This window comes from Streptomyces violaceorubidus, assembly GCF_000717995.1.
In the GTDB taxonomy this organism is placed as follows: domain Bacteria; phylum Actinomycetota; class Actinomycetes; order Streptomycetales; family Streptomycetaceae; genus Streptomyces; species Streptomyces violaceorubidus.
The window spans coordinates 91003-116081 of the sequence record NZ_JODM01000002.1; the positions used below are offsets into that span (position 1 = coordinate 91003).

Sequence of the window (25079 nt, forward strand, 5' to 3'; positions counted from 1 at the left end):
CAGCGGTGGGTCAGGACGGTGGTCACCGGCGGGAAGCCCCCGCCGGTGGACGAGGCCGCGTGAGAATCAGGGCGTGTAGACCGACGACCTCGGGGCCGTGGGCCTGCCCCACCGCCCCGGCCTGGCAGAACACCGCCTACAACCAGCCCCCGCAAGCGGGTGTGGGGGTGCCTCACGGGACGAACCTCCTGGAGGACGGACGGATTCCGCCTCTCAGTCGCCGCCCGGGTCAGGCGCGTTGCCGCCCTTCGCCCACGATTTCCTGAACGCCGCGAGGGTGAAGACCGGGTCGGGGCGGGGGGTGTCCTGGTCGGGCAGGGCGGCCAGCCGCAGCGCGAACTCCTCGGCGAGCGGCTCGCCCGGCGGCAGGGTGACGAACCAGCCGCGCCGCAGGTCGGCGACCGTCCGGCGGGGGCTGCGGCCCTGGCCGTGGCCGGTGAAGCGGGCCCGGCCGACGGGAACCAGGCCGTGCTCGCGGGCGTACGCCTCGACCAGGTGGGCGGCGTCGTGCGCGGTGCTCGGCGGGCGGGCGGCGAGCACCGCGTCGATGTCGCTGCCCACGTTGTGCGAGGCGCCCTTGTCGACCGTGGTCACGTACGTCCCGCCGGGCCGCAGGACGCGGGCGCACTCGGCGACGATCGCCCGCACGTTCTCGGCACCGCCGGCGAGGTGCAGCAGCCACACGCTGGTGACGGCGTCGAACTCCGCCCCGGCGAAGGGCAGTCGGCGGCTGTCGGCGAGCACGACGGCGCCGGGCAGGCGGGCGGCGGCGCGGTGGGCCATGGCGGGGGCGAGGTCGACGCCGGTCACCCGCAGGCCGTCGCGCGCGGCCACGATCCGCCGGGTGACGATGCCGGTGCCGCAGGCCACGTCGAGCAGCCGGCGGGCCTGCCCGGGCACCAGGCTCAGTACGGCCTGTGCCGCCGCCGCGGCCCGGGGTTCGCCGCCGCGGGAGTCGTCGTACCGTTCCGCTTCCTTGTCGTAGTCGAGCACACCGTCAGTGTGCCCCGTGACCGGCGGCCAGGTCCTCCACCCTGCGGGCGAGCTCGACGTCCTTCGCGGTGACGGCGCCGCCCGCGCTGTGGGTGTGCACGGCGAGGGCGACCGTGTCGTAGCCGAGGGTCAGGTCGGAGTGGTGGTCGAGCTCCTCCTGCACCTGGGCGATGTGGACGACCATCGCGGTCGCCGCGAAGTGGGAGCCGAGCCGGTAGGAGCGGGTGAGCCGCCCGGCGTCGAGGGACCAGCCGGGCAGGGCGGCCAGGTGCTCCTCGATCTCCTGCGGCGACAGCGGTTCGACGGGCATGGGCTGCGCTCCTTCCCCGGGCGGTTTCGCCCCAGCCTGCCACAGCACGGCCGCTCCGGCGCGCCCCGGCGTCGACTACCGTTTTCCGTATGACCGCACTCGTGTCCGGCACCTCCCCCACCACCGACCCGGGCGTGGGGCCGATGCTGCGTGCCTGGCGGGAGCGGCGGCGGGTCAGCCAGCTGGAGCTGGCACTGCGCGCCGATTCCTCCGCCCGGCACATCAGCTTCGTCGAGACGGGCCGCTCCCGGCCGAGCGAGGAGATGGTGCTGCGCCTCGCCGAGCACCTGGACGTCCCGGTGCGTGAGCGCAACGCGCTGCTGCTCGCGGCCGGTTACGCCCCGCGCTACCCGGAGACCCCCCTGGACGACCCCGCCCTCGGCGCCCTGCGCGAGGGCATGGAGCGGCTGATCCGGGGCTACGAGCCGTATCCGGCGCTGGTCGTCGACGCGACGTACCGGGTGCTGGCGGCCAACCGGGGGATCACGATACTGACGGCCGGCGTCGCGGAGCACCTGCTCGCGCCGCCGCTGAACGCGATCCGGCTGACGCTGCACCCGCAGGGCCTGGCGCCGCGCATCCGCAATCTGCGCGAGTGGCGCGGGCACCTGCTGGAGCAGATGGAGCGGCAGATCGCCCTGCACCGCTCGCAGCCGCTGCGGGAGCTGTACGACGAGGTGGCGGCCTATCCGGTGCCGGACACCGGGCCGGTCGGCGAGCCGGAGGAACCGGTGCCGTACTTCGCCCTGCCGATGCAGATCGAGCACGAGGGCCACGTCCTGTCGTTCATCTCGTCCATCTCCACCTTCAACACCCCGATGGACGTGACGGTCGCCGAGCTGGCCATCGAGACGCTGCTCCCGGCCGACCCGGCGACGGTCAAGTACCTTCACTCGCTGCTGCCCTGACCCTGCCTGAGCGCCCCGTACTGGAGCAGCGCGAAGCCGGTCACGACGACGGCCTGGAGCACCGTCCACAACGCTCCGGCCGTGGTGGGCGTGAGCCAGAGGGCGAGCGCGACGAAGCTGACGGCCGCCCAGGCCAGGTTGGCCTCGACGACGGCCCGGACGGCCGGCGCCGGGGGCCGGGTGCGGGTGGCCAGCAGGCCCACGCACCCGGCGTAGACCGCGAGGAAGGCGCCGAGGGCGAGGAGCAGGCCGGAGCCGGTGCCGAGGTAGCGGCCGAGGGGGCCGGAGAGTGCGAGGTAGGCGAGCGCGTTGGTGCCGGTCACCGCCGCGTCGAGGGCGAGGAAGCGGCGGAGCATCAGCCGCGGCTCGGCCGTACGGGCGAGTGCGGCAAGCTGGTGCGTGGACATGACGAGTCACCCTCCGTCGGGTCGGACATGCTGTGGTGTGGCCGGGTCCCGGGCCGGAGTGCGCCGGACCGGAACCCGGTGGCACCACGATCCCGCCCGGCACGGGCGCGGTCGATTACCCGCCGGGTAATGCGTCCGGCCCGGGAATGATCCACGAACACCCCTGTGAGACTGACAGAGGAACATGACAGACTGCGGTGAGACTTGGGCGCGTTGGGGAGGCGTGGCGTGAGCGAGCGGCGGGCCGCACCCACCGTGGGCCAGGTGGTCCTCGGCAGACGGCTGCAGGAACTGCGGGAGGCGGCGGGCCTCAAGCGCGAGGAGGCCGCCAAGGTGCTCCGCGTGGCCCCGGCGACCGTGCGGCGCATGGAGATGGCCGAGGTCGCGCTGAAAATACCGTATGTCCAGATACTGCTGACGGCGTACGGGGTCGCCGCCGAGGAGGTCGCGGCGTTCGTCGCGCTCGCCGAGGAGGCGAACCAGCCGGGCTGGTGGCAGCGGTACCACGACGTGCTGCCGGACTGGTTCAGCCTCTACGTGAGCCTGGAGGGCGCCGCACGGATCGTCCGTTCCTACGAGCCGCACTTCGTCCCGGGGCTGTTGCAGACCGAGGACTACGCGCGCTCGGTCATGGAGGCCGGGACGATCGGCAACGCGGGCGCCGACGCGGTGGAGCGGCACGTGTCCCTGCGCATGGAGCGGCAGCGGCTGCTGGACCGCCCCGACCCGCCCCACCTGTGGGTGGTGATGGACGAGACGGTGCTGAGGCGGCCGGTGAGCATCCACGGCCGGGTGATGCGCGAGCAGCTGGACAAGCTGCTGGACTTCGCCGCCCGGGACCGGGTGACACTCCAGGTCGCCGAGTTCGAGGACGGGCCGCACCCGGGGACGTACGCGCCGTTCACCCTGTTCCGGTTCGCCGAGCCGGAGCTGCCCGACATGGTCTTCACCGAGTACCTGACGGGCGCCCTGTACCTGGACTCCCGCACCGAGGTCTCGGCGCACCTGGAGGTTCTGGACCACATGACCGCGCGCGCCGCCTCGACCCAGCGCACCGAGAAGATCCTGCGCGCCTACCGTGAGACCTTCTGACCGCGACGGGACGCCACGCAGCCCCGAGGAGACGCCACCGCAGGACCGGACCCGAAGCCGCGCCCCTCGACACGAGCAGGCCGCACCCGGCCCGGGACTTGGACTGGTGTGCTGGGCGGCAGGGACAACTACCCGGCGGACGAGGAGCCGGCCCGCAGGATCCTCGCGGCGGACAGCACGGCGGACCGCCCGGTGCGCGAACCGGCGGTTCACGCACCGGGCGGTCCGCACCCTCGCCGAGGCCGGGATCCGCCAGTTCCTGGACGTGGGACCGGCATCCCCATCGAGCCGAACCCGCGCCAGGTGGCCCAGGCGGTGGCCCCGGCTCGCGGATCGTCCACGCCGACAACGACCCGATCGTCCTCCGGCACGCCCAGGCGCTGCCGCACGGCTCGGCGCAGGACGCCACCGACCACGTCCACGCGGACGTCCGGGACCCGGACCTGATCGTGTCCTGACCCGTACGGGCGCCGCGAACGGGTGCACTCCCGCGCCCGGCCCTAGGTTCGGGAACCAGGGCGAGCAAGGGAGCGCACGTGAGCGACACGCGGACACCGCCCACCGAGCCGGGCGCGGCGCTGCTGCGCGCGGGGCGGTTCTTCCGGCCGGGCACCGCCGCACCCGACCTGCACAGCATCGGGCTGGTCGGCGGGCGGGAGTCGGACGCCTTCTACCGGGACCGCTGGAGCCACGACAAGGTCGTCACGTCGACGCACGGCGTGAACTGCACCGGGTCGTGCCGGTGGAACGTGTTCGTCAAGGACGGCATCATCACCTGGGAGACCCAGGCCACGGACTATCCGTCGGTCGGCCCGGACCGCCCCGAGTACGAGCCGCGCGGCTGCCCCCGGGGCGCGGCGTTCTCCTGGTACACCTACTCGCCGACCCGGGTGCGCTACCCGTACGTGCGCGGGGTGCTCCTGGAGATGTACCGGGAGGCGAAGGCCCGGCTGACGGACCCGGTACTGGCCTGGGCCGACATCCAGGGCGACGCCGAGCGCCGCCGGCGCTACCAGCGGGCGCGCGGCAAGGGCGGTCTGGTCCGGGCGGGCTGGGACGAGGCGGTCGAGATGATCGCCGCCGCGCACGTGCACACGATCCGCACCCACGGCCCCGACCGCATCGCGGGATTCTCGCCCATCCCCGCGATGTCGATGGTGTCGCACGCGGCGGGCGCCCGCTTCCACTCGCTGATCGGCGCCCCGATGCTGTCGTTCTACGACTGGTACGCCGACCTGCCGGTGGCCTCCCCGCAGGTCTTCGGCGACCAGACGGACGTGCCGGAGTCGGGCGACTGGTGGGACGCCGCGTACCTGATCATGTGGGGCACCAACGTGCCGGTGACCCGCACGCCCGACGCGCACTGGATGGCGGAGGCCCGCTACCGGGGCCAGAAGGTCGTGGTGGTCTCGCCCGACTACGCCGACAACACCAAGTTCGCCGACCAGTGGCTGCACCCGCACCCCGGCACGGACGCCGCGCTGGCGATGGCGATGGGGCACGTGGTGCTCAAGGAGTTCTTCGTCGAGGGGACCACCCCGTTCTTCGACGACTACGTGCGGCGCTTCACCGACCTGCCGTTCCTGGTGACGCTGACCGAGCGGGACGGGGCGTACGTGCCGGGCAAGTTCCTGCGCGCCGCCGACCTCGGGCAGGGCGGTGCGGACGCCCACTGGAAGACGGTCGTCCTGGACGAGGCGACGGGCCGCGCGGTGGTCCCGAACGGCTCGCTGGGCTTCCGCTGGAACGAGACCGACCGGGGGAAGTGGAACCTGGACCTGGGGGAGGTACGGCCCGGGCTGAGCCTGCACGGCCACGAGATGGCGTCCGGCGTTCAGGTGCTGCTCCCCCGCTTCGACACCGAGGGCGGCCCGCACGGGCAGGGACGCGGCGACGTGCTGCGCCGGGGGGTGCCGGCGACGCGCCTCGGCGGGGCGACCGGTCCGCTGGTGACGACGGTCTTCGACCTGCTCCTCGCCCAGTACGGCGTGGGGCGCGAGGGCCTGCCGGGCGACTGGCCGGCGTCGTACGAGGACGCCGACGCGCCCGCCACCCCCGCCTGGCAGGAGACGCACACCTCGGTCCCGGCGGCGGCCTGTGTGCGCATCGCCCGCGAGTTCGCGCGGACGGCGCAGCGGTCCAAGGGCCGCTGCATGATCCTGATGGGGGCCGGCACCAACCACTGGTTCCACTCCGAGACGATCTACCGGGCCTTCCTCGCCCTGCTCCAGCTCACCGGCTGCCAGGGCCGCAACGGCGGCGGCTGGGCGCACTACGTCGGCCAGGAGAAGTGCCGTCCGGTGACCGGCTGGGCGTCCCTGGCCGCCGCGTCGGACTGGTCCCGGCCGCCGCGCCAGGCGATCGGCACCGGGTACTGGTACCTGCACACCGACCAGTGGCGCTACGACCGGTTCCACGCCGACGTCCTCGCCTCACCGCTGGGCGAGGGGCGGCTCGCGGGGATGGCGGGCGCGGACTGCCTCGCCCTGTCGGCACGCACCGGCTGGATGCCCTCGTACCCGACCTTCGACCGCAACCCCCTCGAGCTGGGCGAGACCTCCGGCGACCCGGTGGCGAACGCGGTGGCCGAACTGCGGTCGGGCACCCTCAAGTTCGCGGGCGAGGACCCGGACGCGCCGGAGAACTGGCCGCGGATCGTCACCCTGTGGCGGGCCAACCTGCTCGGTTCCTCCGGAAAGGGCGCCGAGTACTTCACCAAGCACCTGCTGGGCACCCAGTCCTCGCTGCGGGCCCAGGAGGCGGCGCCCGGCGAACGGCCCCGGGACGTCGTCTGGCACGAGGAGGCACCGGAGGGAAAGCTCGACCTGCTGCTGTCGCTGGACTTCCGGCACACCTCGTCCACCCTCCTCTCCGACGTGGTGCTGCCCGCCGCGACCTGGTACGAGAAGCACGACCTGTCCAGCACGGACATGCACCCCTACGTGCACGCCTTCTCCCCGGCGGTGGACCCGCCGTGGCAGGCGCGCACCGACTTCGACACCTTCAAGCTCCTCGCGGAGAAACTGAGCGAACTGGCCGAGGACCACCTCGGGGTCCGCAAGGACCTGGTGGCGGCCCCGCTCCAGCACGACACCCCCGGCGAGATCGCCCAGCCGGGCGGTGTCGTACGGGACTGGCGGCGCGGGGAGTGCGAGCCGGAGCCCGGCAGGACCCTGCCGAACCTCGTCGTCGTGGAGCGCGACTACACGGCGGTCGGGGCGAAGTTCGCGGCGCTCGGCCCGCTGGTGGAGGCCAAGGGGCTGCCCGCCAAGGGCATCACCCTGAAGCCGGACGAGGAGGTGGCGCGGCTGCGGGACCTGAACGGCACGGTGCGCGGCGGCCCGGCCGACGGGCGTCCGGCGCTGGACACGGCGGTGAAGGCGGCCAACACCGTCCTGGCCCTGTCCGGCACCACCAACGGGCGCCTGGCCACCCAGGGTTTCCGCACCCTGGAGGCGAAGACCGGGCAGCAGATGGCCCACCTGGCCGCCGAGCACGAGGGCAGGCGGATCACCTACGCCGACACCCAGGCGGCGCCCGTGCCCGTGATCACCTCGCCGGAGTGGTCCGGCAGCGAGGCGGGCGGGCGGCGCTACACGGCGTTCACGCTCAACACCGAGCACCTCAAGCCCTGGCACACCCTCACCGGGCGCCAGCACTTCTTCGTGGACCACGACTGGATGCACGAGCTGGGCGAGGCGCTGCCGGTGTACCGGCCGCCGCTCGACATGCACCGGCTGTTCGGCGAACCGCGACTCGGCCCCGACGGGCACCGCGAGGTGACGGTGCGGTACCTCACCCCGCACAACAAGTGGTCCATCCACTCCGAGTACCAGGACAACCTGTTCATGCTGGCGCTGTCCCGGGGCGGGCAGAGCATCTGGATGTCCGCCGAGGACGCGGCGGCGATCGGGGTCGCGGACGACGACTGGATCGAGGCGGTCAACCGCAACGGCGTGGTCGTGGCCCGCGCGATCGTCTCGCACCGCATGCCGCCGGGCACGGTCTACATGCACCACGCCCAGGAACGCACGGTCAACGTCCCGCTCGCCGAGACGACCGGCAGGCGCGGCGGCGTCCACAACTCGCTCACCCGCCTGCTCCTCAAGCCGACCCATCTCATCGGCGGCTACGCCCAGTTGTCCTGGGCGTTCAACTACCTGGGCCCGACGGGCAACCAGCGTGACGAGGTGACGGTGATCCGGCGCCGCTCCCAGGAGGTCGAGTACTGATGCGCCCGATGGCCCAGGTCGCGATGGTCATGAACCTCGACAAGTGCATCGGCTGCCACACCTGTTCGGTCACCTGCAAGCAGGCGTGGACCAACCGGCGGGGCATGGAGTACGTCTGGTTCAACAACGTCGAGACCCGCCCCGGACAGGGCTACCCGCGCCGCTACGAGGACCAGGAGAAGTGGCGGGGCGGCTGGGAGCTGAACCGGCGCGGCGCGCTGAAGCTGAAGGCGGGCGGCCGGTTCAGGAAGCTCGCCGGGATCTTCTCCAACCCCCGGCTCCCGGAGATCAAGGACTACTACGAGCCCTGGACGTACGACTACAAGAACCTCACCGACGCGCCGCTCGGCACCGACTACCCGGTCGCGCGCCCGGTCTCGCAGCTCGACGGCAAGCCGATGAAGATCGGCTGGTCCTCCAACTGGGACGACAGCCTGGGCGGAGCGCCCGCCTACGGCGACCTGGACCCGATGGTGGAGCGCACCCGGCAGCAGGCTTCGGAGAAGGTGCGGTTCGCCTACGAAGAGACGTTCATGTTCTACCTGCCGCGCATCTGCGAGCACTGCCTGAACCCGTCGTGCGTGGCCTCGTGCCCGTCCGGGGCGATGTACAAGCGCGCGGAGGACGGCATCGTCCTGGTCGACCAGGACCGCTGCCGGGGCTGGCGGATGTGCGTGACCGGCTGCCCGTACAAGAAGGTGTACTTCAACCACCGCACCGGCAAGGCCGAGAAGTGCACCTTCTGCTACCCGCGCATCGAGGTGGGCCAGCCCACCGTCTGCTCGGAGACCTGCGTGGGACGGCTCAGGTACCTCGGGGTCGTCCTGTACGACGCCGACAAGGTGACCGGGGCCGCCGAGACGCCGGACGAACGCGGCCTGTACGAGGCGCAGTTGGGCGTCTTCCTCGATCCGGAGGACCCCGGGGTGCGGCGGGCCGCGGAGGAGGCGGGGATCCCGTTCGACTGGATCGAGGCGGCCCGGCGCTCCCCCGTGCACGCGCTGGTCAGCAAGTACAAGGTCGCGCTGCCCCTGCATCCGGAGTACCGCACGATGCCGATGGTCTGGTACATCCCGCCGCTGTCGCCGGTCGTGGACGCGCTGACGGAGACCGGGCACGACGGCGAGGACGCGGACAACCTGTTCGGCGCGATCGACACGCTGCGCATCCCGCTGGAGTACCTGGCCGAGCTGTTCACGGCCGGGGACACCGGTCCGGTGCGGGCGTCGCTGGAGAAGCTGGCGGCGATGCGCGCCCACATGCGGTCGGTGAACCTCGGCGAGGAGCCGGACCCGGCCGTGTGCGCGGGCGTCGGCATGCGCCCCGAGGAGGTCGAGGAGATGTACCGGCTGCTGGCGATCGCCAAGTACGAGGAGCGGTACGTGATCCCGACGGCGGCCGTCGGGGACGCGCACCGGCTGGAGGCGTCGGCCCTGCCGGACACGTGCAGCCTGGACACCGACGGCGGGCCGGGCATGGGCGGCGACGGGCCGTTCGGCCAGGACTCGGGACGCCGGCGGCTGCCGCTGGTGCCGGTGGAGAACTTCCACATCCTGCGCAGGCGGCAGACCGCGGACGACGAGAGGGAGGTCTGATCCGATGCCCGGCTTCGAGGTGCTCCACCAGGCGGCGGCGCTCTGTCTGACGTATCCGGACGACGACTTCCGCGCCCGGCTGCCCCTGCTGCGCGAGGCGGCGCCCCAGCTGCGCGGCTTCACCGACCACGCGGCGGTGACCGGGCAGGGCGAACTCCAGGCGCACTACGTGGAGGTCTTCGACTTCAGGAACCGGCACAGCCTGTACCTGAGCTGGTGGACCGACGGCGACACCCGCAACCGCGGGATGTCCCTGGTCCGCTTCAAGGAGCTGTACCGCGCGCACGGCCTGGAGTTCACCGGCGAGGAGCTGCCGGACTTCCTGCCGGCGGTCCTGGAGTTCGTCTCCCGCACCGGGGACATGACCATGCTCACCGAGCACCGCGACGCCCTCGGCCAGTTGCGCTCCCGGCTCACCGCCTTCGGCACGCCCTACGCGTGCGTCCTGGACGCCGTGTGCGCCACCCTGCCGCCCGCCCCCGCCGGAGAGCGCCGATGAACGTCTTCCTGTGGGGCGTGCTGCCCTACGCCGCCTTCGCCCTGCTGATCGCGGGCCTCGTCTGGCGGCACCGCTACGACCGCTTCGGCTGGACGACCCGCTCCTCGCAGGTCTACGAGTCCAGGCTGCTCAACATCGCCTCACCGGTCTTCCACTACGGCATCCTCTTCGTGCTCGCCGGCCATCTGATCGGCCTGTTCGTTCCGGCGTCGTGGACACGGTCGATCGGCGTCAGCGAACACGCGTACCACCTGTTCTCCCTGTACGGCGGCACCTTCGCCGGGGTCCTCGCGGTCGCCGGGATCGGCGTCCTGATCTACCGGCGCCGCACCAACGCTCCGGTCTTCCGGGCCACCACGGCCAACGACAAGCTCATGTACGTCTTCCTGCTCGGCGCCCTGCTCCTGGGCATGATCGCCAAGCTGTCCGACACCTCGGGCAACGGGTACGACTACCGGAGCACCATCGCCCCGTGGGCGCGCAGCCTGTTCACGCTGAACCCGAAGACGGAGCTGATGGAGGGCGTCCCGGTGCTGTACCACGTGCACGCGGTGGTCGGCATGGTGCTGATCGCCCTGGTGCCCTACACGCGTCTGGTGCACATGTTCAGCGCGCCCCTGCAGTACCTGACCCGGCCGTACGTGGTCTACCGGTCGCGCGACCCCCGGCAGCTGGGGCCGCGCCCGGACCGGCGGGGCTGGGAGCGCACGGGCTCCTGAGCCGTGCCGCCTACCCCTCCGCCACCGGTTCCGGTCGCAGCATCAGGGCGCGGAGCTGCTCACGGGTCAGCGGCGGGGTCCGCAGCAGGGGGCCGAGCTGTCCGTGGCCGCGGTAACCGGCGCTGTCGCGGACGAACAGGGTCCGGCCGTCGGGGAGCGCGAGCCGACCGGTGAGTTCCTCGCCCCACCGCGGACCGTCCTCGTTCCGCTCCCGCGGCTGCCGCCAGATGGTCAGCACCCGGCCGCCGGCCAGTTCCTCGCGCACGCAGTCGGCACGGGGCGGCTCGGTCCCGGTCCGCGCGCAGAGGTCCGCGGCGGGGCCCTGCCGGTCGGGGAACTTCGCGTCCAGGTACTTCTGGTCGTGCAGGGCGATCCCGAGGTAGCCGACGCCGTCCGGCCGGCGGACGGCGTACCAGCCGTCCAGGGCGCCCTCGGTCGTGCCGCCGGTGGCGGTCTCCAGGTCCGCGTCCTTCAGCAGCACGGCCAGCGAGACCTCCTCGACCTCCCCGGCGTCGGCGGGCAGCAGCCCCGCGAGCCGCTGCTCCCGCCCGGAGCCCCCGGTCAACTCGGTGTGCGCCCCGGGGGTGTCGGTGGGGGCGGCCGCGGCCGATGTCCGGTCCGCCCCGCCCGAGGGCACGGCGGACACGGTGAACAGCGCGCCGGCCACGACGGCCAGGGCCCCACCGGCCACCACGGCGCGGCGTCTGCGGCGCACTGCGGACGCCCGGGCGAACACCGCCGCCGGGTCGAACGAGGGACCGCCGGCCCCCTCGGCGGCCCGGGCGAGCAGGCCGCGCACCTCGTCGTCCATGGTGTCGCTCATACGAACTCCTTCCCCACCTCGGCGCGGAGCGCCGCCAGCCCGCGGGCCGTGTGGCTCTTCACCGTGTTCTCCCGCATGCCGAGCACCGCGGCGGTCGCCTCGACGCTCTGGTCCTCCCAGTAGCGCAGCACCAGCACGGCCCGCTGCCGCGGGGTGAGGCGGGCCAGCGCGGACCGCACCACCATCCCGGTCTCCGAGTCGGTCTCGGGGGCGGCCCGTTCCGGCAGCTCCCCGTACGCGTGCTCACGGCGCCAGAACCGGCGCCTGCCCTCGATGAATGTGTTGAACAGCGTCTTGCGGGCGTACGCCTCGACGTTGTCCAGCTGCTGCAGGCGCCGCCAGCCGAGCACCACCTTGACCAGGGTCGTCTGCACCAGGTCCTCCGCCTCCTCGCGGTTGCCGCACATCAGGAAGGCGCTCCTGAAGAGCGCCAGGCGTCTGTCGCGCACGAAGTCGTGCAGCGCGTCCTCACCGCGATCCACCCCGCCCCCCTTTCTCCGCCCGCCCGCGCGGACCGGTCTCACCGTGCAAGTGCGGTGGCCCGCCCCTTTGGTTGCGGTCCGGGCCGTCGGATCAAAGGCGGCGAGAAAGGCGGCGGACACCGCAACGTCCTGATGGCGCCACCGCATTGAGAAGGAGTGCACGACGGGGTCAACGGCGAACTCGTGGACCTGGAGGCCCGCGGGCCGAACGACGTCTGGGCGGCGGGCCGGAAGCTGAACGACGACGAGGACCCGGGGCACGCGCTGCTCGCGCACTGGGACGGCCGCTCCTGGAAGCAGGTGCCGACGCCCGCCGGCACCGGTCGCGTGAACGACCTGACCCTCGCACCGGCCGGAGTGGCGGTCGCCGGGGAACAGCCGGACGGCACACCGTACGTGACGCGGCTGCGCCGTGGCCGGTGGTCGCAGCCGACCGTCCCGCCCGGCGGAGCGGACAGCACCCGGTACCTGACCGGAGTGGCCTGGACCCCGCGGGGCGTCACCACCGTCGGGTACGACGAGGAGCGGGCGACGGGCCTTCCGAGCCCGCTGCTGCTGACCGGCGGGCGCTGACCTCGCGGGGACGGCGCGCGCCCTCCGGCACGGGACGTGAGGGTGCCGGAGGGCGCGCGCCCGGGTCAGGCCAGCTTGGCCGACAGGGTGATCGTCGTGCCGGTCAGGGCCTGGCTGACCGGGCAGTTCTTCTTGGCGTCCTCGGCGGCGGCGACGAAGGCGTCGTCGTCGAGGCCGGGGACGGTGCCCTCCACGGTGAGGTGGATGCCCGTGATGCCCTCGCCCGGCTGGAAGGTGACGTCGGCGGAGGTGACGAGCTTGGTGGGCGGGGTGCCGGCGCCGGCCAGGCCGTGCGACAGCGCCATGGAGAAGCAGCTGGAGTGGGCGGCGGCGATCAGCTCTTCGGGGCTGGTCTTGCCGTTCGCCTGCTCGGCGCGCGACGGCCACGACACCGGCTGCTCGCCGATGCCGGACGAGTCGAAGGTGACGACACCGTTGCCCTGGAGCAGGTTGCCTTCCCAGACGGTGTGTGCGGAGCGCGTGGTTGCCACGGCGGGTCCTCTCGAATTCGCTTGCTGTACCGGGGTGGTGGTAGCCCGTGCCCGGGTTCCCGCCCCCATCCGATCACACTCCGGCCGGGCTCACCCGCAAGACCGGCTCTCGCGGGCGACGCACTCCGGCAGGCAGCCGGGTCACGGTGCGGTGGGCTCCTGCGCGCGCCGCCTGCGGGCCGCCATCACCGCGTACACGAGGACGCCCGCGAACAGGAACAGCACGCCCTGGTAGACCGCGGCGTAGCCGGCGCCCGCGACCAGCCACAGGGAGAAGGCCGCCGCGACCGCCGCGACCACGCCGTCCCGCACCAGGCGCGCCCGGTCGACCTTCCCGCCCTGCCCGGAGACCAGGTGGAAGAGCTGGGCGGCCGTGGCCAGCAGGTACGGCACGGTGGCGGTGAAGGTGGTGACGAGGACCAGGACCTCGAAGACCTTCGCCGAGCCGGAGGTGTAGTTGTAGACGGTGAGCAGCGAGGCGAGGACGACGGTGACGCCGACGCCCACGGTGGGCACTCCGCGCCGCTTGCGGGCGAAGGCGGCCGGGAAGAGGCCGTCCCTGGCCGCCGCGTAGGGGGTCTGGGCGCTGAGCAGGGTCCAGCCGTTGAGGCAGCCGGTCATCGAGACGAGGGCGGCCAGTGCGACGGCCCAGCCGCCCCAGGCGCCGCCGAACATGGCGTTCACGGCGTCCGAGAAGGGGGCGTCGGAGGTGACCAGGCGGTCGTGGGCGACGGTGCCGAAGACCGAGAGGGTGCCCAGGAGGTAGACGAGGGCGGCGCCCGCGGCGCCGATGACGGTGGCCCGGCCGACCGTGCGGCGGGGGTCCTTGACCTCGCCGGCGCTGACGGCCGCGGACTCCACGCCGAGGTAGGAGAAGAGCAGGATCGCGGCGGCGGCGGAGACCGCGCCGATGCCGCTGGAGCCGCTCGCGTTGAACGGGCCTAGGTTGTCCAGGTCGAAGAAGAACAGCCCGCCGACCGCGACGAGCAGCAGCGGAGCGAACTTCAGCACGGTGGAGACCATTTGGACGGCGCCCACCCAGCGGGTGCCGGCGAAGTTGGCGAGCGCGGGCAGCCACTGGATGACGAGGGCGGCCAGGCACGCCGTCCAGCGGTGGTCGTTCACCGGGATCAGGACGTCGAGGTAGCCGACCGCGGCGACGGCGAGGGCCGCGTTGGACACCCAGGTGGTGATCCAGTACGCCCAGGCGGCGAGGAAACCGGCGAAGTCGCCGAAGGCCTCGCGGGCGTAGACGTAGGGGCCGCCGGTGCGTGGGTCGCGGGCGGCGAGGCGGCCGAAGACCAGGGCGAGGGCGACGGCGCCGACGGTCAGGACGCCGAAGGCGAGCAGGCTGATGGTGCCGAAGGGGGCGACGGAGGCCGGGAGCAGGAAGATGCCGCCGCCGATGATGTTGCCCATGACCAGGGCGGTGGCGACGGGGAGCCCGAAGCGGCGGGCGTGCCGGCCGTTGCCGGGGGCGGCTGCGGCGCGGGCGGTGTGGTCGGGGGCCGCGGGGGTCGCCTGCGGTTCCGGAGCCGATGGGGGGACGGTCCCGGTGACGTGCATGGGGTGGTGCGCCTCTCATGGAACGGGTGCCCGGGATCGCCGGACGCGCCCATGGTCCGGCACCGTCCCACGCCGTTCCACATCAGGCGCTTTTGTCCTGTACGAACCCCTCTGTGGCGGGAAAAGGTGCGCTGTCCACGACGTCCGGCCGCGAATCCTCCGCGGGGCCCACGGGCACCTGCGGGCCGTTCGACTCGCGCAGCCAGCGGCGCAGCACCCGGTGGACGTGTTCGGCGCCGACGATCTCCGCGTCCTCGGCGACCGGCGCGGACAGGACGACGGGCGACAGCAGGAAGGCGTGCGACTGGGCGCCGCCGAGTCCGCCGTGCGAGCCGATCTGCTCCTCGAAGGCGAGGACCTCTCCGTCCGCCGGGTCGTGGAAGGAGTTGACCATGATGTCGGCGGTGTGCGGGAAGGAGTGCGTGCGGCGCACGGCGTCGGCGGCGCCGGGGCCGAAGGGGGCGAGCGGCCCCGGCTCCTCGTCGAGGCGGTCCAGGGGCACCTCGGCGCCGCGCGCGCCGAGCACGATTCCGCCGTGTTCCTCGCTGCGCACCAGCAGGAAGCCGATGCCGGGGTGGTTGGCCAGGGTCGGCAGCAGGGCGGGGTGGCGGGCGTCGATCTCCTCGCGGGACATCCGGTGCGGCACGTCCGGGAAGGAGACCAGGCCCAGATTGCCGGAGGCCAGGACGATCGGCTCGGAGCGGCGCCCGGTGGGGGTGTCGGCGGGCCGCTGCTGCTCGGCGCCCTCCTCGACGGGACGGTGCAGTGCGGCCCGTACGGTGTTGCGCGCCTCGGCGCCGCTGCGGGTGCGCCGGGCGCTGCGCGGCACGAGCAGTCCGCAGCCGGCCCGCACCAGGTCGGCGAGGGTCAGGCCGTAGCGGGCGCGGAAGGTCTCGCCGGGGCTCTGACCGTGGTCGGAGAGGACCACGATCCGGTACGTGCGGGGGGCGTGCTCGGCGACCTTCTCGATCAGGGCGAGGGACCGGTCCAGCCGCTTGAGGACCTGGGCGGCGTCCCGGCCGCCCGGACCGGAGTGGTGGGCGACCTCGTCGTAGGCCACCAGGTCGGCGTAGACGGCGGTGCGGCCGGCCAGCATGTCGCCCATGACCGCGGCGACGACGACGTCGCGTTCGACGACGGTCGCGAAGGCGCGCACGAACGGGTAGAGACCGCCGCGGGAGACGCGCGGGCGGACCTTGTGCACGCGGGCGCAGGTGGACTGGCCGATCTCCCGGCACACCTCGGCGAGGAACGACATCGCGGTGCGCACGGCGTTGGCGGGGTCGGAGAAGTAGGCGAAGTAGCCGGATCTGGAGCGGGTCTCGCGGCTGCGGCGGCGGGTGGCTATGGACAGCACGAGGGCCTGCTCGTCGGCGCCACCGCCGAACAGGTTGCCGCGGCTGGCGCCGTCGAGGCTGAGCAGTCCGCCGTCGCCGGTGCGCCGCACGGCCCGGTACTGGAGTTCGGCGGCGCTGGTCGGGTGGTTGCAGACCATGACCTCGCCGCTGTCCTTCTCGTACCAGCGGAAGGCGGGGACGTCGTGGTTGCTGCCGTGCAGGATGCCGAGCTGGCTGGCGCCGGTCTGGCTGGACCAGTCGGTGCGCCAGGAGGCGAGCCGGTGGGTCGCCGAGGCGCCGTCGCGTCCGAGCCAGCGGGCGACGGTGGGCATCGCGCCGCGGTCGACCGCGTCGAGCAGGACATCGTGACCGAGGCCGTCCAGTTGCAGGAAGACCGTGCCGGGATCGGTCGGGCAGGGCGGTCCCGATCTGCGGCGGCGGTCGGCCAGGCGGTACAGGCGCCGCCGGTAGGCGTCGTCGTCGCGCACGGCCAGCGCACCGCCGGTGGCGGAGGCGACGGCGGACATGACGGCGGCCACCACGACCGCCGTCTCGGGGGCGACGCCGCCCCGGCCGGCCGGGTTGACGTCGAGCGCGAGGAGCAGCAGCCCGCCGTTGAGGAAGAAGACCAGCAGACCGAGGACGAGGGCCGGCACCAGGAGCAGCAGACGGACCAGGAGCGGCCAGACCAGGGCCGAGAGCAGACCGAAGGCTCCGGCGCCGACCGCGGCGGTCACGGCGATGTCGGTCGCGCTGTCCCCGTCGGGCGACTGGAGCCGGAAATCGGGCAGGATTCCGGCGAGTGCGAGCATGGTGACGGTGGAGACGGCCCACACCGCGACACTCCGCCCGATCTGACTGGCGACCCGGCGCCAACGGCCTCCACCCACGCTCCGCACACCTCACGTCCCGGCCCGACGTCCGTGCGGGCCTTCCCCACCTTGCCACAACGCCCCGGAGTGCCCGTTTGTCCCCCCCTGGTCCGGTTCACACCCCGCGGTGGCGGTCAGCGGCCGTCGTACCCGGCCGTCGGCATCGACAGCCTGCGGTGCACGCACGCCTTCATCCGGGCGTCGTAGGACGGTTCCGCGTGGCCGACGGTCTCGACGCGGACGCCGCGCCGCGCGCACTCGGCGGCGAAGTCGTCGACGGAGGACAGCGCGCTCTCCAGCACCCGGCGGCTGGGCGCGACGAACAGGTCCTGTCCGGGGCGCACTCCGTCCCACAGGGCGTCGTGGTCGTGCCGCAGACCGCTCACCAGCAGCTGTCTGGCGACGACGTAGCCGTGCTCCGCGGCCCAGCGGGCGCACATGGCGTGCTGGCTGCGGGAGTCGACCAGGAAGGGGTCGTCGTCCAGCTGCTCCAGTGGCGTCAGACTCGCGATCGCCGTCACCCGCACCGGCCCCATGGTGTCCCCCCTCACCTCCCGTCACCTCCCGTTTTCGCCGCCGACCCTACTCCTGGACGTAGGCTTCGGGGAGTCGCGCGAAGGAGGCATAGGGGTGCCGGTGGAGCTCACGTGGTGGGGTCACGCCACCTGTACGGTCGAGGATTCGGGCATGCGGGTGCTCACCGACCCTCTGTTCGTCCGCAGGCTCGCCCATCTGCGCCGCAGGCGGGGCGCGGTGCCGCCGCCCGAGGCCTGGCGCGCGGACGTGGCGCTGGTCTCCCATCTGCACGCCGACCATCTGCACGTGCCGTCGCTCGCGCGGCTCGCGCCGGGCACGCGCCTCCTTGTGCCCCGGGGCGCACGACGGGCGGTGCCGGGGCTGCGCCGGCTCGGACACCTGGAGCTGACCGAGGTGGCGCCGGGCGACGAGACGATCGTCGGTGACCTGCGTGTACGGGCGGTCTCCGCGCGGCACGACGGGCGGCGGCTGCCGGTCGGACGGCACCGCGCCCCCGCGCTCGGCTATGTCGTCGAGGGCGAGGCGCGGACGTACTTCGCCGGGGACACGGGTCTGTTCGACGGCATGGAGAAGGAAGTCGGGCCGGTCGACGTGGCGTTGCTGCCGGTGGGCGGCTGGGGCCCCTACCTCGGTGCGGAGCACCTGGACGCGGGGCGGGCGGCCGAGGCTCTGGCCCGGCTGGCGCCGCGCACGGCGGTGCCGGTGCACTACGGCACGTACTGGCCGATCGGGATGGACGCCGTGCGCCCCCATGAGTTCCACACGCCCGGTGAGGAGTTCGTGCGCCTGTCGGCGCTGCGCGCGCCGGGCGTGGCGGTGCACCGGCTGGGGCACGGCGAGAGTGTGCGGGTGGAGGTCGCGCGGTGAGCTGGCTGGCGGCCGTGACGCTGGACATACCGACGGAACCGACGCAGCAGGCGCTCGGCTACCCGTCGCTGTTCCTGCTGGTGCTGATCGGGGCGCTGGTGCCGGTGGTGCCGACGGGGGCGCTGGTGAGTTCGGCGGCGGTGGTGGCGCTGCATCAGACGCTGCCGTTCGCCATGCTGATGGTGTTCGCGACGGCGTCGCTGGCCGCGTTCTGCGGGGACATGGCTCTGTACTGGCTGGGCCGGCGCGGGGTCGGCTCGAAGAACGGCTCGCGCTGGCTGGAGGCGATCCGGTCCCGGGCGCCCGAGGACCGGCTGGAGCAGGCGCAGCAGAAGCTCGCCGAGCACGACGTCGCGGTGCTGGTGCTCTCCCGGCTGGTGCCGGCCGGCCGGATACCGGTGATGCTGGCCTGCCTGCTGGCGAAGTGGCCGCTGCGCCGCTTCGCCCGGGGCAACCTGCCGGCCTGTCTGGCCTGGACGGTGACGTACCAGCTGATCGGGGTCCTCAGCGGCGCCCTGTTCAGCGAGCCGTGGGAGGGCGTGGCCGCGGCGATCGCCCTGACCGTGCTGGTCAGCCTGGCACCGGGGGTGTGGCGCCGGTTCCGACGCCCGGCGAAGGCGTAGGCCTCCGGCGGTCGTGCGGGGGACACGCGGGGGCGGGGCCACGACGCCCCGGCGGGCAGGTGGGCCCGACGCGGGCCCCCGACGCGGGCCGCCCGAGGCGGGCTACCCACGGCGCGAGGACGACCGGCACGAGGACGACCGGCGCGGGGACGACCGGCGCGGTGTTGGGTTCCCCGGTGGGAGGGGTGGCTCGGGCGAGCCGGTCGGGTGGGAAGGTGCGACCGGGGGGCGGCACACGACCCGTGTGCTAAGCGCTACCCCTCTACCTGCTTCTTCGCAGGTCAGCGCGTGATTTGTGTTCCGCTGGTGTCCGTGGATGTGCGGGGAAATCCGTGGGTGTTGCCGTCGCTACTGCCGTCAGGAGTCGGGCGGCGGTGCTGGTGCCATTCTCGCTCCGCCGGTCACCGCGAATTTTGTCGGGCCACCGTGTATGCGGTGGGGCCAGTAAGCCCTGTCCCTGTGCCGTCGAGCATGTCCAGGACCTCGAAGCCGGCGGCCTCCGCGTAGCGTTCGAGCTCCTGGGGGAACAGGACACGTCTGCGGATCTCGTCTCGGGCCTCGTCGCCCGAGGGGAGCATCCAGTGCCGGTGCATGGTGTTGATCTGGGTCCGCAAGTCCCACGTGTGGCGGATGGTGACGGTCGCGGATCCCGTCGGGGTGTCGACCATAGCGGTGGTCGGCTCGGCCTGGGTGATCGGGGCGACGGGGGAACACAGCACGAGCAGCGCTCCTGGCCGGGCGTGGGCGGCGAAGGTGGCGAAGACCTGGCTGATCGCCTCGTTGTCGTGCACGTAGGCCAGGCTGTTGCCCATGCACGTCACCACGTCCATGCGGCTGCCGAGTCGTGCGGTGCGCATGTCGCCGGTGCGGATGTCCAGCCCGGGCCGGGCCTGGTGGGCGTACTCGACCATGCCGGGCTGGAGGTCCACGCCGATGCACTCGAAGCGCTTGGCGAGGATCTCCAGGTCGCGGCCGGTACCGCATCCGAAGTCGATCAGGGTCCGGGCGTCCGGGCGGTGCAGTTCGATCAGGGTCTGGCACATTCCGGCGCTCGTGCTGTCGGACTGGACCACGTCGTAGAGTGCAGGATCGCGGTACAGGAGGTTGGTGGCTTCCACGTCCTCGGCTTCCGTGTCGGGGCTGGTCACATGAGGCTTCGCAGTCCGATCTCCAGGGCGAGCACGTCGCACAGCAGGTTGGGGACGACCGGCGCAGCGTCGGCGTCCTTCCGCGCCTTGGCGAGAGCCTTCCCATCAACGTAGCCGAGGTCCACCAGGATGGACTCTTTCAGCATGTCATCCAGTACGGGCAAACCGTAGGAACGCAGGCCCCTTTCCAGAACGGCCAGGAAGTTCTCCGGTTCGGCCGGCGCGGCCACCCACTCGGGTACCCCGGCCCGTCTGATCCGGTCGCGGAACAGCGCCTTGCCGCGCTTGTGCTCGCGCGGCAGCTGCTCCATGAACCGCACGATCCGCGGGTGCACGAGCGGGCTCACTGGCCAGATTCCGGCCCGGAGGAATCCGGGGTTGTGCATCCCGAACGCCATCAGGGTCGGTACGGGCAGTACCGGGATGGGCGCCAGATGCTCGTTCACCTCGGCGAGTGCTCGGACTGCCTTGACTCCGAGCCACGGTACGGGTTCGGGTGTCGGCAGTTCGGCCTGTGTCCTGGAGTGGTGGGCGTTGATCTCGTCGCCGCCGCTGCCCGTGAACATCACCTCGCACCGCCGGGCGGCTGCCTGCTCGCGCACGACATCGAACGCCTCCTGATAGAAGGCTCCCGCCGGATCGTGCGGCTTGCACAGATCGCGCACGCCTCCAGCGCAGAAGGGTGGGTGCTGCATGGCGGGGGTGGCCGTGTCCCGGAAGCCGCAGTGCTCCACAAGGGCCCGACGCCGCTCGCTCTGTTGCCTGCCGGTGCTTCCTCCCACCAGCAAGCCGAAGCTGTACACCTCGGGGAAGCGGGCCGCCTTGATGGCCAGGGCGACGTTCCCGGAGTCCGCGCCGCCCGACAGTTCGACGCCCACGCATCCGGTTGCCGTCGGCGCCTGGCGGATCACGTCGGTCAGCAACTCCTCCAGAGCGGCGAGTGGATCAACGCCGGGACGCAGCGTACGTGGCTCAAGTACGTGTTCGGCGGGGTCGGGGTAGTGGATGCTGAGTCCCGAAGGGGTGAACGTGACCGCTGCCCGTTCGGTGAGGCGGTAGACGCCTTGGAAGAGCGTCTCGGACGTGTAGCGGTGCTGCCTCGTCAGCGTGCGGGCGACGACACGCGCCACCAGACGGTCGGCCCGCAGATGCGGTCGCAGCAGTGTCAGGTCCCACGAAGCGTGCAGTTCGCCGGCCTTCTCTGTCAGATAGAGCGGGGCTGTGCCGAAGACGCCCGCCGCCAGGCGGGCTTGTCCGGGCTCCATGGTGAGTTCGACGAAGTCGGCCTCGTCCCGCTTGCACTCCTTCACCCGGACCCGTACGCGCGGCGCTTGGTCGTCGTTGACCTCCATGACGAGGGTGGACACGTTCGCGGGCTCGATCCAGCTCTCGCCGTTGATCCAACGGCCGCCCTGCGATCTCCACTTGGGCTCCTGGAGATCGGCCAGGCGCAGACGCATCGACAGCATGTCGTCCCTTTCCGATGTCGTGCGGCGGGGCGGGGCCGCGTACGGCCCCGCCCCGCCTGGCGTCAGCCCTGGATCACTTGCTGCAGTGGTCGCCGTTGTTGTCGCCGCCGCCCGGCATCTTGTCGAGCAGCGCGGCTTCGACGGCCGGGACGCCGGTGATCAGGTCGCCGGTGAACAGCTCGTCCACGTTCATCGTTATCTCCCTTACGGTTTTCAGTGGACTCCGCGGCGGATGCTGCGGAGTTGGACCCGTCCGGCTGCCGGACCCTTGCGAAGAAGGCAGCCGGACGGGGTGCCCACCGCTTCCGACGGCGGGCCCTCCCTCATCACAGGTGGGGAGCCTGGATGCATGACGGGGAGGAGTCAGGTGGGGGTGGATGCGGCGGCGACGCCCAGGACGAAGCCGGCCGATCCCGAGATAGTGATGATCAGGAGTGGTCCGGCGTAGCGGCCGACGGCTGCGGCTAACCGGTTCACAGCCGCTCTCCGCGGCTGCGCTGGTTGGCCTCGCGTACTGCGACGCTCAGCTTCTCCGCGCCGTACTCGGGCGTGGCCCTGCCGTGCTGCGGGCAGAGACACGGCGAGAACCGGTTCGAACCCGGCGGCAGGTCCGCGCCCTCGTAGGAGTCGATCCTCAACACCCCGTCCATGCCCCGCTCCTCGGTCATCCGAGCCAGACGGGCCCGTGCTTCGCTTCTCATCCCTCAGCCCTTCAGACGACGGCTGCGGCGAGGACTCGCCGTTGCCTGCTGTCTCTACGCAACCGCACGACCACGCTCAGCGGTACCGTTGCCGCAGCACCAGGACTTGAAAGCCTTGAAAGTTCGCAAGGTCACGGGGAGTTGAGGGCATGGCCAAGCGCGAACCGAACGCGGCGCTCGGGCGCCTGCTCACCGAGAGCCGCTGGACTCACCGCCAGTTCGCACGGGCGGTGAACCGCGTCGGTACGGAGACCGGGATCCTCCTGCGTTACGACGAGTCGGCGGTGAGCCACTGGCTGGGCGGCACCGTCCCTCGGGGTGCGGTGCGCGGATGCATCCTCGAAGCTCTCTCCCGCCGCCTCGGCCGCCCCGTCACCCATGCCGAGGCCGGGCTGCCCGTTCCACGCAATCGCTCCTCCACGGCTGCGGATACCGTGGAAGGGGTGATCGACCTGGGGAGGCTGGATATGGACCCGTCCCGCCGGAGTGTCCTGGGTGCTGGCCTGTTCTCCGTGGCCGTCACCATTCCCGGCTGGCCTGATGTAGTCGGGCGTGCCGATGCCATTCAGTCTGGCCGCACGAGTCGCATCGGTATGAACGAAGTGGACATGGTCATCGCCATGACCGAGCGTGTTTCGGAACTGGACGACGAGTTCGGCGGTCGTCACGCACGCCCCATGGCGGCCTCGTTCATGGTCAACACCGTGGCCTCCTACCTGCGCGCCGACGCACCCGAGGACGTACGCAAGGCGATGCTGTCCGCCGCCTCGGACCTGCTCTACCTGACCGGCTACATGGCCGTGGACGAAGGTCTGCACGGTCTCGCGCAGCGCTACTACGTCAAGGCCCTGGAGCTGGCGGGCGCGGCGGAGGACCACCTGACGTACTGCACCACCCTGCGGGGCATGAGCGTCCAGGCGGTCGACCTCCGCCACGGAGCGAAGGCCATGGAGCTGGCCGACGCCGCTGCCGCCGCCTCCCCGAAGGCCGGCCCTCGGATGCTGGCCTTCCTCGTCGGCCAGCAGGCACACGCCGCCGCGCAGACCGGCGACCGTACGGGTGCGCTGCGCTGCATCCGGGAGGCCGAGGCGGCCATGGACCGTGCCGAGTCACGCGGCAAGGCGTTCGGCTCGTATGACCCCTCTTCGCTCAACTACCACGTCAGCCAGGTCCGTTACGAACTCGGTGACAAGGCCGGAGCCGTCGACGCCATGCAGCAGGCGGACCGGCTCCGCCCAAGCGTGTACCAGCGCACACGAGTACACCGTCGTGGCCTGTTGGCAGAGCGGCAGTTGGAACTCGGCCACCTTGAAGCGGCCTGCGCCACCTGGCACCAGGCCCTCGACGACTACCCCAAGGTGCAGTCCGGCCGCGCCGACGACCGCGTGAAGGTGATGTTCGGTCTCCTGCGCCCTCATCTGAAGAACGCGACGGCGCTCGACCTGTACGACCGAGCACGGACGCTCGCACCACCGTCGCTGGTCACCTGATCCCCGTCGCTCCTTCACGCTCAGCCACAGAAAGTCAGCCACGACGGCGGGTGCGCCAACAGATCACCCGCCACGTGTGCTTCCAGCAACCCCGCACCGGCCTCAACCACGCCTCTTCCTTCCGTCACAGCATCCGCCCCGCTCCGGCCTGGCCGCTCGGCAGCGGGACGGGCTGCTCGATCTGTGGCTTCGTCTGTGCCCCACGCCGACGACGATCGATCGTGGTCGGCCTTCGGTTGTCGCAGCCTGACGTGGTGCTGTGCGGCGTTCGGCGGAGTCGGCCTGGCGGCGCCGCTGCGGTTGCTTCCGAGATCGGAGTCGGCTCGCTTGCCTACCCCTCCCACCTGACCGCCGACCCCGCCCTGTGCCTGGACGCCCTCCTCGACACCGCCGACCACACGGGCCCCGGCGACGACGGGCCGGGCGGCCCGGCCGTCTCCCTGGGCAAGCCCTGAACGCCCCGATCCCCACGCCCCGAGAGGAGGCCCCGCGCATGGCGGAGGAACGGTTCACCCGGTACACCGTGACCGTGGTCATGGCGATCATCGCGGCCCTGGCCTTCGTCTTCTCCTTCGGCAACGTCTGGGCGCTCGCCCTGCGGCTGGGCGTCCCCCGCCCAATCGCGCCGCTGCTCGCGCCCATGGTGGACCTGTCCGTCGTCGGACTCCTGGTCGCCCTGCGGTTCCTGGCCCTGCGTGGCGTCCCCGAGCACGACCTGAAGGCCGGCACCCGACTGCTGCACCTGTGCGGGCTGCTCACCCTCGCGCTGAACACGGCCGAACCCCTGCTGACCGGACGCTACGGACGGGCCTGCTTGGATACCGTCGCCCCGCTCCTGCTCCTCGGCTGGGGCCACGTCGGCCCTACCTTCCTCGCCCACTTCCACACGGCCGCACACGTGGAGGACGCCACCACCTCTGCCCCAGCCCCCGCACCCATCGCTGAGCCGGTGCCCACCTCGGCGCCCGCTCCCGAGACTGCGGCCCCGGCCCCTGAGCCGGTCCCCGCCGCGACACCTGCGCCGCCTCCGGCCGAAGTGCCTACCGTGATCGAGGTGCCCGACTCCGCCCCCGCCCCGGCCGTCGCCAAGGCGCCTGCCACCGGCTCGCGCCCAGCCCTGCCCGCCGCACTGCTGAGTGCGGCCCGGCGCATCGCGGACACCCACCACGCCGAGCACGGAACACCGGTCACCGCCGCCCAGCTCGCAACCCGCATGGGCGTCGCCCTGCCGGTGGCAACCGCCGCCCTCGCTCAACTCTGAGCCACCCCGGCAACCGGCCGGATCGCCTCTCCCTGAAATCCACGCCCACTCAATGGGCCTGGTTCGTCATGCCCCGAGCAGCAC

Annotated in this window: 24 protein-coding genes and 1 pseudogene; 13 read left to right on the forward strand and 12 right to left on the reverse strand. The window is 72.4% G+C overall.

All coding sequences use genetic code 11. The features are described from left to right. Nucleotides 1–213 precede the first annotated feature (213 nt). Both IE94_RS0104350 and IE94_RS0104355 read right to left on the reverse strand, forming a co-directional pair. Complete coding sequence (locus IE94_RS0104350; RefSeq protein ID WP_030178332.1) at nt 214–993, reverse strand: class I SAM-dependent methyltransferase; 780 nt, start codon at nt 991–993, stop codon at nt 214–216. A gap of 4 nt (nt 994–997) precedes the next feature. After that, complete coding sequence (locus IE94_RS0104355) at nt 998–1303, reverse strand: 4a-hydroxytetrahydrobiopterin dehydratase (protein ID WP_030178335.1); 306 nt, start codon at nt 1301–1303, stop codon at nt 998–1000. 89 nt (nt 1304–1392) lie between these two features. Here IE94_RS0104355 and IE94_RS0104360 point away from each other — a divergent pair, with 89 nt between their 5' ends. After that, entirely contained in the window at nt 1393–2211 is an 819-nt protein-coding gene (locus IE94_RS0104360; protein ID WP_030178338.1) for a helix-turn-helix domain-containing protein, read from the forward strand. Here the strand turns inward: IE94_RS0104360 and IE94_RS0104365 are convergent. Further along, the gene (locus IE94_RS0104365; RefSeq protein WP_030178340.1) at nt 2193–2618 is read right to left on the reverse strand and encodes a hypothetical protein; all 426 of its coding nucleotides are present in this window, start codon (nt 2616–2618) and stop codon (nt 2193–2195) included. The genes IE94_RS0104360 and IE94_RS0104365 overlap by 19 nt on opposite strands. A gap of 228 nt (nt 2619–2846) precedes the next feature. On the opposite strand from IE94_RS0104365, the gene IE94_RS0104370 reads away from it, so the two are divergent. From IE94_RS0104370 to narI, 6 genes and pseudogenes are all read left to right on the forward strand, one after another. Next, complete coding sequence (locus IE94_RS0104370; RefSeq protein ID WP_030178343.1) at nt 2847–3710, forward strand: helix-turn-helix domain-containing protein; 864 nt, start codon at nt 2847–2849, stop codon at nt 3708–3710. After that, a pseudogene (locus IE94_RS35215) lies at nt 3707–4162 on the forward strand (SAM-dependent methyltransferase); the annotation flags it as partial. The gene IE94_RS0104370 and the pseudogene IE94_RS35215, both read left to right, overlap by 4 nt. A gap of 84 nt (nt 4163–4246) precedes the next feature. Further along, on the forward strand, nt 4247–7942 hold the full coding sequence (locus tag IE94_RS0104375) for a nitrate reductase subunit alpha (RefSeq protein WP_030178346.1): 3696 nt from the start codon (nt 4247–4249) through the stop codon (nt 7940–7942). After that, nucleotides 7942–9537, forward strand: a complete 1596-nt coding sequence (gene narH, locus IE94_RS0104380; protein ID WP_030178348.1) for a nitrate reductase subunit beta — start codon at nt 7942–7944, stop codon at nt 9535–9537. The genes IE94_RS0104375 and narH overlap by 1 nt, the downstream gene beginning before the upstream one ends. 4 nt (nt 9538–9541) lie before the next feature. Continuing rightward, nucleotides 9542–10036, forward strand: coding sequence for a nitrate reductase molybdenum cofactor assembly chaperone (gene narJ / locus IE94_RS0104385; RefSeq protein WP_030178351.1), 495 nt, complete (start codon nt 9542–9544; stop codon nt 10034–10036). After that, nucleotides 10033–10755 (forward strand): respiratory nitrate reductase subunit gamma, encoded by a 723-nt coding sequence (narI, locus tag IE94_RS0104390; RefSeq protein ID WP_030178353.1) that lies wholly within the window; start codon nt 10033–10035, stop codon nt 10753–10755. The genes narJ and narI overlap by 4 nt, the downstream gene beginning before the upstream one ends. 10 nt (nt 10756–10765) lie before the next feature. Here narI and IE94_RS0104395 read toward each other — a convergent pair whose 3' ends face one another. After that, entirely contained in the window at nt 10766–11578 is an 813-nt protein-coding gene (locus IE94_RS0104395; protein ID WP_245235173.1) for a hypothetical protein, read from the reverse strand. After that, nucleotides 11575–12060 carry a SigE family RNA polymerase sigma factor gene (locus IE94_RS0104400; protein ID WP_030178359.1) on the reverse strand — a complete coding sequence of 162 codons (486 nt, stop codon included), beginning with the start codon at nt 12058–12060 and terminating at the stop codon, nt 11575–11577. Before IE94_RS0104400 ends, IE94_RS0104395 begins: the two co-directional genes overlap by 4 nt. A 156-nt stretch (nt 12061–12216) precedes the next feature. On the opposite strand from IE94_RS0104400, the gene IE94_RS0104405 reads away from it, so the two are divergent. Then, nucleotides 12217–12633: a hypothetical protein gene (locus IE94_RS0104405; protein WP_030178362.1), complete on the forward strand. Its 417-nt coding sequence runs from the start codon at nt 12217–12219 to the stop codon at nt 12631–12633. A 65-nt stretch (nt 12634–12698) separates the two neighbouring features. On the opposite strand, the gene IE94_RS0104410 is transcribed toward IE94_RS0104405, so the two are convergent. From IE94_RS0104410 to IE94_RS0104425, 4 genes are all read right to left on the reverse strand, one after another. Further along, entirely contained in the window at nt 12699–13124 is a 426-nt protein-coding gene (locus tag IE94_RS0104410) for an OsmC family protein (RefSeq protein WP_030178364.1), read from the reverse strand. Nucleotides 13125–13265: 141 nt separating this feature from the next. Next, nucleotides 13266–14690, reverse strand: a complete 1425-nt coding sequence (locus IE94_RS0104415) for an amino acid permease (RefSeq protein WP_030178367.1) — start codon at nt 14688–14690, stop codon at nt 13266–13268. 82 nt (nt 14691–14772) lie between these two features. Next, entirely contained in the window at nt 14773–16926 is a 2154-nt protein-coding gene (locus IE94_RS0104420) for a phage holin family protein (protein WP_030178369.1), read from the reverse strand. Between the two features lie 107 nt (nt 16927–17033). After that, on the reverse strand, nt 17034–17435 hold the full coding sequence (locus tag IE94_RS0104425) for a hypothetical protein (protein ID WP_030178371.1): 402 nt from the start codon (nt 17433–17435) through the stop codon (nt 17034–17036). A 94-nt stretch (nt 17436–17529) separates the two neighbouring features. Here IE94_RS0104425 and IE94_RS0104430 point away from each other — a divergent pair, with 94 nt between their 5' ends. Together IE94_RS0104430 and IE94_RS0104435 are read left to right on the forward strand one after the other, a co-directional pair. Beyond that, complete coding sequence (locus IE94_RS0104430) at nt 17530–18303, forward strand: MBL fold metallo-hydrolase (RefSeq protein ID WP_030178373.1); 774 nt, start codon at nt 17530–17532, stop codon at nt 18301–18303. Beyond that, the gene (locus IE94_RS0104435) at nt 18300–18926 is read left to right on the forward strand and encodes a DedA family protein (protein ID WP_030178375.1); all 627 of its coding nucleotides are present in this window, start codon (nt 18300–18302) and stop codon (nt 18924–18926) included. Before IE94_RS0104430 ends, IE94_RS0104435 begins: the two co-directional genes overlap by 4 nt. Nucleotides 18927–19327: 401 nt before the next feature. Here the strand turns inward: IE94_RS0104435 and IE94_RS0104440 are convergent, their stop codons facing one another. The 3 genes from IE94_RS0104440 to IE94_RS0104460 all read right to left on the reverse strand — a co-directional run bounded on the left by IE94_RS0104440 (nt 19328) and on the right by IE94_RS0104460 (nt 22193). After that, nucleotides 19328–20074, reverse strand: coding sequence for a class I SAM-dependent methyltransferase (locus IE94_RS0104440; RefSeq protein WP_030178377.1), 747 nt, complete (start codon nt 20072–20074; stop codon nt 19328–19330). Further along, entirely contained in the window at nt 20071–21441 is a 1371-nt protein-coding gene (locus IE94_RS0104445; protein WP_245235174.1) for an asparagine synthase-related protein, read from the reverse strand. Before IE94_RS0104445 ends, IE94_RS0104440 begins: the two co-directional genes overlap by 4 nt. Before the next feature lie 575 nt (nt 21442–22016). Next, a complete protein-coding gene (locus IE94_RS0104460) occupies nt 22017–22193 on the reverse strand; it encodes a hypothetical protein (protein WP_245235175.1) in 177 nt (58 codons plus the stop codon). 200 nt (nt 22194–22393) lie between these two features. Here IE94_RS0104460 and IE94_RS0104465 point away from each other — a divergent pair, with 200 nt between their 5' ends. The 3 genes from IE94_RS0104465 to IE94_RS0104475 all read left to right on the forward strand — a co-directional run bounded on the left by IE94_RS0104465 (nt 22394) and on the right by IE94_RS0104475 (nt 24995). After that, nucleotides 22394–23734, forward strand: coding sequence for a tetratricopeptide repeat protein (locus tag IE94_RS0104465; RefSeq protein ID WP_245235176.1), 1341 nt, complete (start codon nt 22394–22396; stop codon nt 23732–23734). Nucleotides 23735–23970: 236 nt separating this feature from the next. After that, on the forward strand, nt 23971–24189 hold the full coding sequence (locus IE94_RS0104470; protein WP_157849322.1) for a hypothetical protein: 219 nt from the start codon (nt 23971–23973) through the stop codon (nt 24187–24189). A gap of 38 nt (nt 24190–24227) precedes the next feature. Continuing rightward, nucleotides 24228–24995, forward strand: coding sequence for a DUF2637 domain-containing protein (locus IE94_RS0104475; protein ID WP_030178394.1), 768 nt, complete (start codon nt 24228–24230; stop codon nt 24993–24995). Nucleotides 24996–25079: the final 84 nt, after the last annotated feature.